Annotated in this window: 10 protein-coding genes; 2 read left to right on the top strand and 8 right to left on the bottom strand. The window is 61.7% G+C overall.

The window, feature by feature from the left end:
- Positions 1-163: 163 nt before the first annotated feature.
- Positions 164-832 (bottom strand): bifunctional 4-hydroxy-2-oxoglutarate aldolase/2-dehydro-3-deoxy-phosphogluconate aldolase, encoded by a 669-nt coding sequence (gene eda / locus B2994_RS07560; RefSeq protein WP_291527757.1) that lies wholly within the window; start codon positions 830-832, stop codon positions 164-166.
- Positions 833-905: 73 nt separating this feature from the next.
- A complete protein-coding gene (locus B2994_RS07555) occupies positions 906-1,895 on the bottom strand; it encodes a sugar kinase (RefSeq protein ID WP_291527756.1) in 990 nt (329 codons plus the stop codon).
- A 128-nt stretch (positions 1,896-2,023) separates the two neighbouring features.
- Here B2994_RS07555 and B2994_RS07550 point away from each other — a divergent pair, with 128 nt between their 5' ends.
- Entirely contained in the window at positions 2,024-3,058 is a 1,035-nt protein-coding gene (locus B2994_RS07550; protein WP_291527755.1) for a LacI family DNA-binding transcriptional regulator, read from the top strand.
- 138 nt (positions 3,059-3,196) lie between these two features.
- Here B2994_RS07550 and B2994_RS07545 read toward each other — a convergent pair whose 3' ends face one another.
- From B2994_RS07545 to uxaC, 5 genes are all read right to left on the bottom strand, one after another.
- Complete coding sequence (locus tag B2994_RS07545; RefSeq protein ID WP_291527754.1) at positions 3,197-4,498, bottom strand: MFS transporter; 1,302 nt, start codon at positions 4,496-4,498, stop codon at positions 3,197-3,199.
- 143 nt (positions 4,499-4,641) lie between these two features.
- Entirely contained in the window at positions 4,642-7,152 is a 2,511-nt protein-coding gene (locus B2994_RS07540; RefSeq protein WP_291527753.1) for a glycoside hydrolase family 31 protein, read from the bottom strand.
- 196 nt (positions 7,153-7,348) lie between these two features.
- The gene (locus B2994_RS07535; protein ID WP_291527752.1) at positions 7,349-8,479 is read right to left on the bottom strand and encodes a mannonate dehydratase; all 1,131 of its coding nucleotides are present in this window, start codon (positions 8,477-8,479) and stop codon (positions 7,349-7,351) included.
- Positions 8,480-8,550: 71 nt separating this feature from the next.
- Positions 8,551-10,191, bottom strand: coding sequence for a mannitol dehydrogenase family protein (locus B2994_RS07530; protein WP_291527751.1), 1,641 nt, complete (start codon positions 10,189-10,191; stop codon positions 8,551-8,553).
- Between the two features lie 102 nt (positions 10,192-10,293).
- Positions 10,294-11,718 carry a glucuronate isomerase gene (uxaC, locus tag B2994_RS07525; RefSeq protein ID WP_291527750.1) on the bottom strand — a complete coding sequence of 475 codons (1,425 nt, stop codon included), beginning with the start codon at positions 11,716-11,718 and terminating at the stop codon, positions 10,294-10,296.
- 117 nt (positions 11,719-11,835) lie between these two features.
- On the opposite strand from uxaC, the gene B2994_RS07520 reads away from it, so the two are divergent.
- Positions 11,836-12,900, top strand: a complete 1,065-nt coding sequence (locus B2994_RS07520) for a LacI family DNA-binding transcriptional regulator (protein WP_291527749.1) — start codon at positions 11,836-11,838, stop codon at positions 12,898-12,900.
- A gap of 175 nt (positions 12,901-13,075) precedes the next feature.
- Here the strand turns inward: B2994_RS07520 and B2994_RS07515 are convergent.
- Positions 13,076-13,264, bottom strand: a 189-nt coding sequence (locus B2994_RS07515; protein ID WP_291527748.1) for a hypothetical protein, incomplete at its 5' end; no start/stop codon positions are given.

The raw sequence follows: 13,264 nt of genomic DNA, 5'->3' as shown, positions 1-13,264 counted from the left end.
TTTTCTTAATTTGGCATAATGCTTTCTTATGACAAAGTCCTGTACCGGTGGGATGCCGATACAGGACTTTGTCATACGTGAATCACGCGCCGCTCATACGGAATCCGCAGTAGCCGTGCAATCGTTCTGACCGCTGTGGCCACTGCGATCCTCAATCTCGGATTCAGGCCTTCTTCTGAGCGATGATCGGCTCGACGATGGCGCGAGCATCCTTGCAGGCCTGGGCGATGGCGGCCCAGTCGCCGGCCTTCTGGGCCGCGGACGGCACCGGGAAGGAGCCGCCGATTGCGAAGACATTCTTCTGGGAGATGTACTCTTCGGCATTCTTCAGGCTCACGCCGCCGGTGGGCAGGAACTTCACCTCGCCGAAGGGGCCGTTGAGGGCCTTGAGGGTCTTGACGCCGCCGTAGGCCTCGGCCGGGAAGAACTTGACATAGCGCAGTCCGCGATCGTACGCCTTCTCCACATCGGAGGGGACCGCGGTGCCGGGCAGGATCAGCACGTCGTTGTCAAGCGCCCAATCCACGACGGCCTCGTCGAAGGACGGGGTGACGAGTCCGACGCAGCCGGCGTCGACGGCGGCCTTGGCCTGCTCCGGGGTGTGTACGGTTCCGGCGACCAGCGTGACGCCGGGGACTTCGGCGGCGATCTTCTTCATGCCTTCAATGGCGAAGGGCGAGCGGAAGGTGACTTCAGCCACCGGGACGCCGCCTTCCTCCAGGGCCTTGGCCAGCGGGACGGCCTCGTCGAGGGAGTGCAGGGTTACCAGCGGGACAATGCCCAGCTGCTCGAAGTAGGCAACGAGCTCATCGTTGGTTTTCTTTTCTGCCATTTCAATCTTCTTTCTGGTTTGATTGATTGGTAACAGTTATTTGGTTTGCGCTGATTCGAGCGTGTTCACCGACTCAGCCGGCGCGGTGGTGGGAGGTCTTGAACGCCTCAAGTTCGCTTGGCGTGGGCAGGCCCTCGTTGTCGGAAACGAACTGCGTCTGGATGGCGCCGAGCGCGCAGCCGCGCTCCATGGCCTCGGCGATAGACTTGCCTTCCAACAGGGCCGACAAGGTGCCGGCCGCGAAGCCGTCGCCTGCTCCCACGGTGTCGACGACGGTGTCGACGACGAAACCGGGTACGTAGACGCTGTGCTCGCCGTCGGTGGCGTATGCGCCGGAAGGACCGTCTTTGACGACTACGTACTTGGCGCCGTTGTCGATGAATGCCTGCGCGGTGTCCTCAAGCGTGTCGGCGCCGAAGAGCTCGTGGCCCTCGCCGATGCCGGGCAGCACCAGATCCGCCTGAGAGGCCAGTGTGCGCAGGGTGTCGCGCATCAGATCGAGACTTGGCCAGATGGCGGGGCGCAGATTCGGGTCGAAGGAGACGAAGGCGCCGTTCTCGCGGGCCCTCTTGACCAGCTCGTGGGATGCGGCCAGCGTGGTGTCGCTCAGCGGCGGCAGGATGCCGGTCAGGTGGACCAGCGAGATGTCGGAGAAGTCCACGGCGTCCACATCCTGCGGTCCCATGGTGGAGGCTGCGGAGCCTTTGCGCCAATAATGGGTTTTCGGATCTCCCGTGGAGACCTTGGATTTCATCATGAAGCCGGTGGGGCGGGCGGCGTCGAGGGTGACCAGCGATGTGTCGATGCCATTGCGCTCCATGAAGGCGCGGATGCGGTCGCCGAACGGATCGGGTGCCAGCTTGGTCATGTACACCGGCTTCTGGCCAAGACGGGCCAAGCCGACGCATACATTGAGCTCGGCGCCGGCCACGGAGGCGTTGAAGGTGTCGACGGCACCCAAATCGCCTTCCTCCATGGCGGTGAACAGGGCCATGGCTTCGCCGACAAGCAACACCTTGCCGGGCTTGATACCTTCGACTGCAAAATCGGCGGTAGTCGTCATATTTAAGAACTCCCTTGTAAGCTGAGTGCTCCTATGCCTTCTCCACACTAGCGCATCGGCGGTCCATATGCGGCATGTTGCACGCATGTGCCGTACGATTGCGAGGAAGAGACTACATCGAGGTACATATGGTTACGATTTGTGACGTCGCGCAGGCCGCGGGCGTGTCTCCGGCAACGGTGTCGAGGGCGTTTCGCCAGCCCGGTCGTGTGAATGTCGAAACGTTGGAGCGCGTGCTTGACGTGGCGCGCGAGTTGGGGTACCGCAGCGACGCGATCATTTCGCGCAGCGAACGCTTTGGGGAGCAAGGCGGCGAACGGGAGCTGCTCGGTTTGATCGCCCTGGTGGTGACGGACTTGGAGAATCCGGTGTCGTCTCAGTTTGCGCGGGCGATTCAGCGCACCTGCGCCCGGCGTGATTTTGGCTTGATGGTGTCGGAAAGCGAGGAGAGTCCGGAGCGGGAATTGGCGATTATCCGGCGGACGCTGCCCCATGTGGATGGCATTATTCTCAGCGCGTCCAGACTGTCTGATGTGCAGTTGCGCAAGATCGCCCAGGAGCGGCCGCTGGCGGTGCTGAACCGTTTGGTGCCCGGCGTGCAATCCATTTACCCTGATGACGCGCGGGGCCTGCGCGAGGCTGTGCATCGGCTGCGCGTGCTGGGCCATCGGCAGGTCACCTACCTGCCGGGCCCGCAGTCGTCGTGGCAGAACGGGTTGCGTGGCAATGCCATAGCGGTGGCCTGCCGTAACGAGGGGATGACGCTTCGGCGCACCCCTTGCGCCTATCCGGTCGGCGATCATGCCGGGGAGGCGTTTGAATCGTTTCGGACGCATCCGACTTCTTCGCTTATCGCGTTTAACGACGATATAGCGATTGCTTTTATGCGATGGCATCGCAGTGAGATCAAGAACGGCGGGTTGCCTCGAGATATCGCGGTGGTGGGCGTCGACGACACGCCGCAGTGCGAGATCGCCACGCCGGCGTTGGCGAGCGTGCGCGTGCCTCGTCAAGAGATGGGTGTCGCCGCCGCGGAGCGCATCATTGCGCGGGTGTTGCATGTATGGGACGGCGATCTCAGCCCGGTTTGCATTCCCTCGTCATTTATGGATCGGGCGAGCGTCGGGCATGGCGCCGAATCCGAAGCGGTTGGAACCGCATAAGCTCCCCCGCATCCTCATAATGCAATTCGGCCCATATTGCGATGACGCGCAGGGCATTGAGAGCCTTCGATATGCCCTCAATGGCGCTCGCAGTATGGACCGAATGCGATTGCCGGTTGAATTGCTCTTGGTTCGCGGCTACTTCACCGACTTGATGAGCAGCACCGAGATGATGGACAGCACCGACATGACGATGGCGATCGGGAAAATATAGGTGTAGGTGCCGGTGGCGGTCACGATGGCGGAGGTCAGGGCCATGCCCGCGGATTGGCCTGCGGTGGTGGCGGCGTTGATGAATCCAAGATCCTTGCCGGCGTTCTCCTTGCTGGGAAGCACATCGACGTTCAGAGCCTGGTCGATGGACATGAAGATGCCGTTGCCAAGGGCCACGAAACAGGCGGCGAGGTACATGCCGGTGATGCTGTGCATCGCGATCGGGAAGATGAAGCCGATGATGGCGAGACAGGCGGCCAGTACCACCATGGGCTTGCGGCGGTGAATGCGGTCGGAGAGTGGGCCGACGATCATGGCGACGATCGAGGCGATCATCTGGAACACCGCGATCATGGATACCACATGGGCCGCGTCGGACTTGTCGAGACCCAGATAATCCTGACCGATGTACAACCAGTAGCCGGACAGCATCTGAATGCCAAGCAGCAGGAAGGTGCGGCAGCAGAATGCTTTCCAGAAGTCGGAGGCGCCTTTGATCGGCGGGGTGAAGGAATAGACGACGTGCTTGAAGACGCTGCCTTCCTTAATTTCGGTGGCTTCGTCCTTGTTGCCGGGCTCGCGTGGAATGATGACGAGGAACAGCATGGCGGAGACAAACATGCAGATGGCGGCGATGGTGAAGCCGAGGCGCACGCTTTCGACGAAATATGCGCCGACGAATGCGCCGATGGCGAGACCCAGTGTGTTGCCGAAGCCTATGGCTGACGAGATGGTGCCGCGGTATCGCTTGGGCACGCGGTCGGAGACGGTGGAATAAATCGGCGAGTTCATCATGTTGAAGCCGATTTTGCTGAGCCACAGCGTGACGGTCAGGCCGATGATCACGCCGATGTTGCCCATGAGCAGGTAGAACCCGAGTGAGAACCATGCTCCCCAGAACAGCCATGGGGTGCGCTTGCCGAATCGTGATTTGGTCAGGTCGGACAGGGCGCCGATGATGATGTTGGCGACCAGCGCGACGATGGAGCCCACCGCGGTCATGGTGCCGAGCACCGCGGTGGGGTTGGCGGCGCCCATGTCCTTGATGCGTTGGGGCAGCAGAACCTGGCTGACCATGGCGAAGCCGATGGACATGATGATCCAGAAGGCCAGGTAGCCGGCGAGCCATCGGACGATGTTGAATGCGGGATCGCCGTCTTCGGCGGAGGCCGGTGTGGATGCGGAGGTCGGCGGTGTGATGGCCGCCGTTGGTGTGGATGCGGACATAGTTGCTCCTTGGAATGGTTGTTTATAGTAAATTGATTTGACAATATAGGGTGGCCGACGGTCGCGGCACGGGATATGCCGGGTCGTAGGTCGGGATGGCCAGACGGCTGGACGGTCATCCCGACTAGACGGTCAGAAGGCCGTCAGATGGACACGAGATCCTTGGCCTTGAACATCAGATCGGCGTGCCAGTCACCGGACGGGTTGGCGAATTTGACCAGCGCCTTGCGGCTTTGGCCGTCGAAGAACCATCCCTCGCCGGCATCCTCGAATTTGCCGTGATTGAGGAATCGTTCGATGGTACGGCCGTTGAGCTGCACGCTCAGCGGGGCGATACGGCGACACAGCACCTCCAGCGTCACGTCTGCGACCCGCGTGTCGTATTCGCCGTCGCGCGTCACGTCGATTGACACGCCGTCGGCGGAGGGGACGACCTGCACCGTGCTGGTCAGGTACGCGCCATGCTCCCACGCGCGGGACACTCCGTCGTCCTCGTACAGTTGGAAGGACGCCGCCTGACCCGGCTCGACCAGCAGGGTCAGATGATCGATGACGTCGCGGTGCAGGTTGGCGAGGCCCGGACATGTCGGTAGAATGCCCCCGGAACGCAGGAACATCGGGATCGAGCCCAGCGAGACCGGCACGGTGATCGTCTGCCCACCGGCAACCCAGCAGCTGGTCGACAGATCATACCAATCGCATCCCGCCGGCAAATACACGTCAATGTTGGAAACGCCCTGCTCCAGCACATTCGCCACCAGCAGCGAGGGGCCGAGCATGAATTCGAAGCTCTCGTCCCAGCAGCGCGGGTCGGACTGGAACTCGTAGACCAGCGGTCGCATGATCGGTGCGCCGCTGCGGTGCGCCTCGGCGAGCAGCGAGTAGAAGTACGGAACCAGCGAATAGCGCAGACGGATCGCCTCGGCGATGTAATGCGTGTAATCGGGGTACATCCACGGTTCGGTGACCGTATTGTCGGTGTTGCAGGAATGGATCGAGAACCGGGGCTGGAAGATGCCGTTCTGCACCCAGCGCACCAACAGCTCGGGGTCGGGGGCATGTCCGTCGAATCCGCCGATGTCGGCGCCCTGATTCGCCACCCCCGACAGTCCCATACCCAGAATCGTCGGCACATTGTACTTGAGGTTTGTCCAGGTGGTGCCGTTGTCGCCGCACCACGTCTGCGCATACCGTTGGATACCCGCGTAGCCGGCGCGGTTGGTTACATACGGGCGCACATTGGGATCGTAGCTGTTGACGGCGGTGTGGGCGGTTTTCGCCATCAGCGTCGACATCAGGGGCTTCAGCTCGCCGATCGGGCGCACCACGCCTTCGGCCTCGCAGCGAGCGCCGTCCTCGGCGATCTCATATTCGTTGTTGTCGTTCCAAATCCAACGAATGCCGTTGCTGAGCAGCTGGCGGGTCATATGCTCGCTCCACTTGGCTCGGCCAGCCGGCGACGTGAAGTCCACGAAATGTGCTGGACCGCCCCAGTACCGGTCCACTTGGGAGGCCGAGTCGTCCGGTGTGCGCACATAAGCATGCGCCTCTTCGAAATCGTCGGTGAGGTAATGGGTGGTGAGCATGCCGGGCTTGATGTTGGGGGAGACCTCCACGCCCTTGTCCTTCAGACTCTCGATGAACCCGGCCGGGTCGGGGAAGCGGTCGTGGTTCCAGTTGAACACGTAGCGCTTGCCGTCTTCGCCCGAGGTGTAGCCGGATGACAGGAAGAAGCCGTCGCAGGGCACGTCATTGGCGGCGCAGGTGTCCACGAAATCCTCAATGGCCTTGTCGGCGTTCCGCTCGAGTTCGGTGTAGAACATGGTGGAACCCATGTATCCCAGCGAGCTCAACGGCATCATGGCCGTTTTTCCGGTCAGGTCGGTGTAGTGCTTCACCACGTCGGCGATGGTGGGTCCTCCGATGAAATACAGGTCGATGTCGCCCGTTTCGGCCTGGAAATAGCTGTAGCGCAGCCAGTAGTTGGAGTGCTCGCAGTCCATGTCGAACACTGAATCGGCGGCGTTGTTGTAGAACATACCGTGTGCAAGGCCCCGTTCGGCGTCGAAATCGATGTAGAAGGGGATCATTTTGTACAGCGGGTCGGACTTCGAGGCATCCCAACCCAGTGAGTCGGTATTGTGCATGCGCATGCGGCGGCGGATCTTGTTGAGCTCCCCGCTTTTCTCGCCGAAGCCGTAGAAATGATGGCCGTCTTCCATGCGCGAATAGTGGGTCGGGCGGCCGAGCGAATCCTGCATGAAGGATCGGCCCGGCAGATCGGAGTGCACCGTGACGCCGTTCTCGTCGAGGATCTCGAAATGGAACGGGGAGGTGTGGATAGCCAGCGTATAGCGGCCCGTGGAAGCGGTATGGATGGTTTCGCCGCTGTTGGCGTCGATGGTGGTGCTGAGTGTAATGCCGATGGGGGTTACGTGCTCGCGTTCGTCTCCGATGACGTCGTCGGTGGCGTCATTCCAGGCGGTTTTGACCAGGGCGTAGTTCAGTTCCTCCGGCCATTCCTGTTTGAAGGTGGAACGGATTCGGATGATGTTTTCGTCCAGAAAATAGATCTGGAATCGGGCGCCGTCGGTGGTTATATCAAGACGGTCGCCATGGTTGGCGATATCGGTGATCGTTGTACTGATCTTCATTGATGAAGGGCTCCTTTGCGGTTCGTTCATTGATAGTTTCGGATGAACCGCGAGGAGCCGTGCCCTATTTTCCAGAGTTTTCCATCGAGCCCGGTTCACGGGGCCGCCGCAATATCCCGTGAACCGGTCAAGGTTCCTGGATATGACGAACCCCGCCGGTTGGAGCGGGGTTTGTCATATCACTGAGGTTCCAGGATCACTTGTTGTACTTGAAGGAGTCCCAGACGCCCAGCAGGTACTGGATGCCGAGGGCGCGGTCGTACAGACCGTAGCCGGGGCGCGGACGGCCGGCCTCGGTGTTCTCGCTCCAGAGGTGACGGCCGTGGTCCGGGCGGATGTAGCCCTGGAAATCGGCTTCGGCGTAGGCCTTCATGATGCCCACGGTGTCCACGTCGCCTTCGGATGCGCGATGGCCGACCTCGGAGAACGAGCCGGCGTCGTCAAGGAACTTGATGTTGCGCACGTGGCTGAAGTGGATGCGGTCCATGAAGGTCTTGACGGCGTCGACCGGATCGTTGCCGCGGCGGGACGAGAAGGATCCCAGGCACAGGCACAGGCCGTTGTACGGGCTCGGGTTGAGGTCGAGCACGCGCTGGATGCCCTCCTTGGAGGACACCACGCGAGGCCAGCCGAAGAGGTCGAAGGCCGGATCGTCCGGGTGGACGGCCAGCTTGACGTCGTACTTCTCGCAGGTGGGGATCACCGCGTCGAGGAAGACCTTGTAGTTCTCGTAGTACTTTTCATGGTCGATGCCCTGATAGGCTTCGATGAACTCCGGCAGATGGGCCAGACGCTCCGGCTCCCAACCCGGCATGGTCAGGTTGCCGGCGCCGTTCAGGGTCTCGTCGACCAGAGCCTGCGGGTCGGTGAGCTGGGCCACCTTGTGGGCGTCGTAGTACAGGGCGGTGGAGCCATCCGGGGACGGGTGGAACATGTCGGTGCGCAGCCAATCGAACACCGGCATGAAGTTGTAGGTGACGACCTTGACGCCGGCCTTGCCGAGGTTCTCGATGGTCTTGCGGTAGTTCTCCAGAGCCTCGTCGCGGCTCATGCCCAGCATGGTCTTGCCGGTCTTGATGGATTCATGCACGTTGACGGACTCGACCACGTCGGCGTTGAAGGTCTTGGTAACGCCGCGCTTGCGGTCGTCCGCCGAGAGGCCGGTGATGAGCTTCATCTCGTGCTCGATCTCCTCCGGCTCCCAGAGTTCGCCGGCCTGCTTGTGATGCAGGGACCAGACGATGGTCTCGACTCCGGGGATCTGGCGGATGTCGTCGAGGGAGATGGTGTCGTTGCCCTCGCCGTACCAGCGGAATGACATATGCATGTGGGTTGTTCTCCTTTTGGTTGGGTAAATAACCTGTATTGGACGCTATAGCCGCTATGGGCGCGGCCGGATCAGGCCAGCTCGGCTTCCAGCACGGACTTGACGGTGCCGGTGCCCGCGGCGAAGCGCTTGAAGTAGCCGATGATCTTCGCGGCCAGCGGGGTGGCGTTGAGATCGGTGCCGAAGATGGTGGTGTCGGCCAGAACCGGCTTGAGCACTTCCTCGGCGTTGCTGAGATCGCCGCCGAGCGACAGCGGGGCGAGCGTCGTCTGCAGATCGGTCAGACGCGGATCCGGGCTCAGGGTCACGGTTTCGCCCTTGTCGTTGGTGGCCTTGCCGTCGCTGCCGAGCAGCAGGCGCAGCCAGCCGGCGATCACCAGCGGAATGGCGGTCAGCGAAGCCGGATCATGATGCTCCGGATCGGCCAGATACTTGGCGATGGTCACGCCGTAGCGGATCGGGATCTTCTGCGAGGTGTCGGTGGAGATGCGGGCCGGGGTGTCCGGAATGTTCGGGTTCGGCACGCGCACCTCGATGACCTGGCGCAGGAACTCCTTGGGGGAGAAGATCTTCGGATCGGTGACCACCGGTAGGCCCTCGACATAGCCGAGGCGCTCCACGAGCTTCTTGAGGTCGGGGTCGGCGATGGTTTCGGACATCGACGGATAGGCCAGCAGCATGCCGAAGGTGGCCAGCGCGGTGTGCAGCGGGTTGAGGCAGGTGGTGACCTTCATCTCGTCGGCGTCGTTCACGGTGGCGCGGTCGGCCACATAGACGCCGGCCTTCTCAAGGGCCGGACGGCCGTTCGGGAACTTGTCCTCGACCACCAGGTACCAGGTCTCCTCGGTGTTGGCGAAGGGGGCGACATTGGTGCGCTTGGCGGTGTGGATGATGTCGGTGTCGCCGAAACCGGCCTTGGCCAGCAGTTCGGAGACGGATTCGGCCGGGTTCGGGGTGATGCGGTCGATCATGGACAGGGGGAAGGTGACCTTGGACTCGTCGTTGAGGTAGTCGACGAAGTCCTGGCCCACGAAGCCCTTGTCCCTCCACATTTCGGCGAACTTCTTGATGGAGGCGCCGAAGCGGTCGCCGTTCTGCGAGAAGTTGTCGGTGGACACCATGGCGATCGGGTAGGCGCCGGCCTTGAAGCGCTCAAGAAGCAGTGCGGTGATGGCTCCCATGGCGGAGATGGCGGAGTCGGGGCCGTTGTCGACCTCCGGCTGAATCCACGGCAGCACGTCGCCGGCGGGGTTCGTCAGAGCGTAGCCCTTTTCGGTGATGGTGACCGTGGTGAACTGCAGCTCGGGGTTGGTGAAGACCTTGACCAGGCCCTTCCATGCTTCGTCGTCATGGCTGCGCACGCCGAAGGCGCCGGCAACAGAGGCGATGAGACGGTTGTCGACGGAGCCGTCGGACTTCAGTACAACCTGCAGGCAGCGGTCGTCAAAGGGCTTGTAGGCCTCGTCCACAATGTCGGGGTCGAAGGTCTCGGCCACATAGACGCCGGAGGCGACTTCGCCGGCCTCGATGAGATCCTGCGCGATGGCGGCGTGAACGGCGCGGAACAGATTGCCGGCGCCGAAATGCACCCAGTAGGGGTGATCGACGGAATTGGCGCGGACCTTGGCGGGATCGAACTTCGGCAGGGTGATGCCGGCGGTCGTCCACTCATCCTTGGTTGCGTTGAGATCATCGGTCAGATGAAGCGTCATGATAGTTGCTTGTCCTTTCTTGACAGATTGAGACGATGGCCGTTATGCCCGTTGGCCTGCTCCGTTCCCGGGAACGGAGCAGGCCAACGGGCGGCGGGTAGCTTAGTCGAGCTTGAACACTTTCTTCGGCTGGGCGACCACGGAATCGATCACGATCTGGCGGCCCTCCTCGAGGCTCAGGCGGTGGTCGGCGACGAGGCCGGCGACGTAGCGGGCCGTCAGACGACGGTTGGTGTCGTGGCGTGCCGGGATGGAGCACAGTGCGCGGGTGTCGTCGATGAAGCCGGACAGCTTCGTGAAGCCGGCGTTCGGAGTGACTTCCTCGTAGTAGCGCAGAATCGGTTCGGGCGCGTCGATGAACCACCACGGGGCGCCGATGTACAGGCTCGGGTAGAAGCCGGCCAGCGGGGCGAGCTCGCGGGCGTATACCGTCTCGTCCATCGTGAAGACCACGAAATGGAAGTCCGGGTTGTTGCCGTACTCATTGAGCAGCGGCTTGAGGTCCACGGCGAACTCGGCCTTGGCCGGGATGTCGCCGCCGGTGTCCTTGCCGTACTCGGCCAGAGTGGACGGATCATAGGAACGATGCACATGCGGGTGCACGGTCATCACCAGGCCGTCCTCCTGTGCCATGCGCACCTGATCGGAGAAGAAGTGGCGGCGCAGGCGGGTGGCGTCCTCGGTCGAGATGGTGCCGGCCAGCGCCTGCGCATACAGCTTGGTGACTTCGCTGTCGGAGAGGCGGTCGGTGCGCACGTCGGCGTGGGAGTGGTCGGACAGCACGGCGCCATGCTGCTTGAAGTACAGGCGACGGCTCTTGATCGCGGCGGTGAAACCCTCGTAGGTGGAGGTGTCCACGCCGGCCACATCGCCAAGCTTGCCGACGAGTTCGGCCCAGCCGGGGGTGGAGGGCTCGAGATACACATCCGGACGGAAGGCCGGCGCCAGACGAGCCGGGAAGTCCGGATCCGCGTTGGTCTCGTCGTGCAGGTGCAGGTCGTCGAGCGTGTCGTCGGTGGTGGAGATGAAGCCGATGTTGAACTTCTTCACCAGTTCGCGCGTGGAGAACTCCGGCTGCTTGAGCAGATCGTTGAGCTCATCGTAGATCCGGCCGGCGGTGTCCTCGCCGAACTTGGTGTGAATGTCGAAGACGTTCTGCAAAGAGTCCTCGAACCAGTAGCGCATGGGGGTTCCGGCGTAGGCGCCCCAGTTCTTGCCCCAGATCAGGAAGGCGTTGCGCGCCTGCTCGGGGGTGAAGTTCTTTTGGTTGACGCCGAGGTCTTTCAGCGCCACGCCTTGGGAGTGCATCACGCGAGTCACATAGTGATCAGGTGTGATGAACAGGCTGGTGGGGTCGGAGAAATGGTAATCCTTGTCATGGAACCATTCGACCGGCACGTGGCCGTGGGGGGAGATGATCGGCAGGTCCTTGACGGAGTCGTACAGGTCGCGTGCGATGGCACGTTCGGTGGGATCCGGGGGGAGGAGGCGATCGGGATTGAGATCATACTTCGTTGGTTGATTCATGCTTACATTATCGGTTGTCGCCTTGACTACCGTTTGCAGTTGCCATGGTTTGACGGCAAAATCACCGGGCGGTGCATAGAATGGGGCAGATCGCATATATATAAAGAACGGAGTGCCATGGCGGTTGACGAGGAACATGTCGGTGCCGGTGACGATGCCATCGGAGATGGCGGCCCTTCCCAGGGGCATGCGCATCGCGTCACCATTCGCGACGTTGCCCGCGAGGTCGGTGTGTCTCCGTCGACCGTGTCACGTGCCTTCGCCCGTCCGGGGAGGGTGAGCGCCGCAACCGCGCGCAGGATCCGTGAAGTGTCCGATCGGCTGGGGTATCGCGTCGATCCCATCTCGTCATACGATCCGACGGGGGGCATGACCGGTCAGATCGCCATTGTGGTTTCCGATCTGGCCAATCCCATTTTCGCCGATTACGTCAAGGCCGCGCAGCATCGCTGCCTTGATCTGGGGTACGGGCTGCTGGTGATCGATTCCGAGGAGACCGGCGCCATCGAGAAGAACGCGGTCGAGCTGGCCCGTCCGCATGTGGACGGCATCATTCTCGGTTCGTCCCGTCGCAGCGACTCGGCGATTCGCAAGCTGGCCGAAACCAAGCCGGTAATTGCATTGAACCGTTCCATCCGAGGGGTCAAATCGATTATCGGCAATGTGCAAACCGGTCTTGAGGCGGCGGTGAACCATCTGGTCGGGTTGGGACATACGGAAATCACCTATATCTCCGGTCCTCAGACCAGTTGGCAGGAGGGTACGCGCTGGCGCGTCATGACTGCGCTGTGCTCGGTGCACGGGCTTCGGCTGAAGCGTATCCCCTCGGATTCGCCGTCGTTCTCCGGGGGGTATCGGTGCGCGGAGGCCTTTTTGAAGAACCAGACGAGCGCCGTGCTGGCGTTTAACGATATGATCGCCATCGGCTTCATTGCGGCGTTGCGCGCCCAGCATATTTCGGTTCCCGGTCAGGTGTCGGTGATTGGCATCGACGACATTCCCGTGAGCTCGCTGGTCACGCCCGCCTTGACGTCGGTGCGTATGCCGCGAAGGGAGACCGCGTCGCTTGCCGTCGATGAGATGGTGGGTCGGTTGCGTCGCCTCAAGGTGCATGAGGGCATGAAGCCGATTGTGGTGGATTCCACGTTCGTGGTGCGGGCCTCGACCGCCCCGCGGGCATAGAGCGATCGAGGCGCGCTCCTGAGGGCGGTGCGTCCCACACCATGATGATTATCAGTGATCAGAATCACAAGTTTTTCAGAAAATGGCTGAGTTCTGAAACGTTGGAATTTCAACGGTTGTTTGAAATTTTGACTTCATGGTTGCCGATTATTTCCAAGGCAAATCATGGCAACAATCAAAAGTGATCATTATGGTGCCGTATAGTGGCAGATAAGAACGGATAGGGCGCGTAGCGGCGCTCCTGACCGGTCTTAGCAAGGAAGCTAGGAAGGAAGAAAGGAAACACTATGAAGTCCACACGCATTGTCAAAGCTGCGGCCCTCGCTTCAGTCGCTGCCATGGCTTTGTCCGCTTGCGGCAGCCA

The sequence above is a fragment of the Bifidobacterium sp. UBA744 genome (assembly GCA_002298605.1).
GTDB lineage: Bacteria > Actinomycetota > Actinomycetes > Actinomycetales > Bifidobacteriaceae > Bifidobacterium.
This window is presented reverse-complemented; position numbering and strand designations above follow the sequence as displayed.

Excerpts from the sequence above, each read along its gene's own strand:
- B2994_RS07550 (WP_291527755.1), top strand. The coding sequence starts at position 2,024 with ATGGTTACGATTTGTGACGTCGCGCAGGCCGCGGGCGTGTCTCCGGCA.
- B2994_RS07520 (WP_291527749.1), top strand. The coding sequence starts at position 11,836 with ATGGCGGTTGACGAGGAACATGTCGGTGCCGGTGACGATGCCATCGGA.
- B2994_RS07530 (WP_291527751.1), bottom strand. The coding sequence starts at position 10,191 with ATGACGCTTCATCTGACCGATGATCTCAACGCAACCAAGGATGAGTGG.
- B2994_RS07535 (WP_291527752.1), bottom strand. The coding sequence starts at position 8,479 with ATGCATATGTCATTCCGCTGGTACGGCGAGGGCAACGACACCATCTCC.
- eda (WP_291527757.1), bottom strand. The coding sequence starts at position 832 with ATGGCAGAAAAGAAAACCAACGATGAGCTCGTTGCCTACTTCGAGCAG.
- B2994_RS07540 (WP_291527753.1), bottom strand. The coding sequence starts at position 7,152 with ATGAAGATCAGTACAACGATCACCGATATCGCCAACCATGGCGACCGT.
- B2994_RS07555 (WP_291527756.1), bottom strand. The coding sequence starts at position 1,895 with ATGACGACTACCGCCGATTTTGCAGTCGAAGGTATCAAGCCCGGCAAG.
- uxaC (WP_291527750.1), bottom strand. The coding sequence starts at position 11,718 with ATGAATCAACCAACGAAGTATGATCTCAATCCCGATCGCCTCCTCCCC.
- B2994_RS07545 (WP_291527754.1), bottom strand. The coding sequence starts at position 4,498 with ATGTCCGCATCCACACCAACGGCGGCCATCACACCGCCGACCTCCGCA.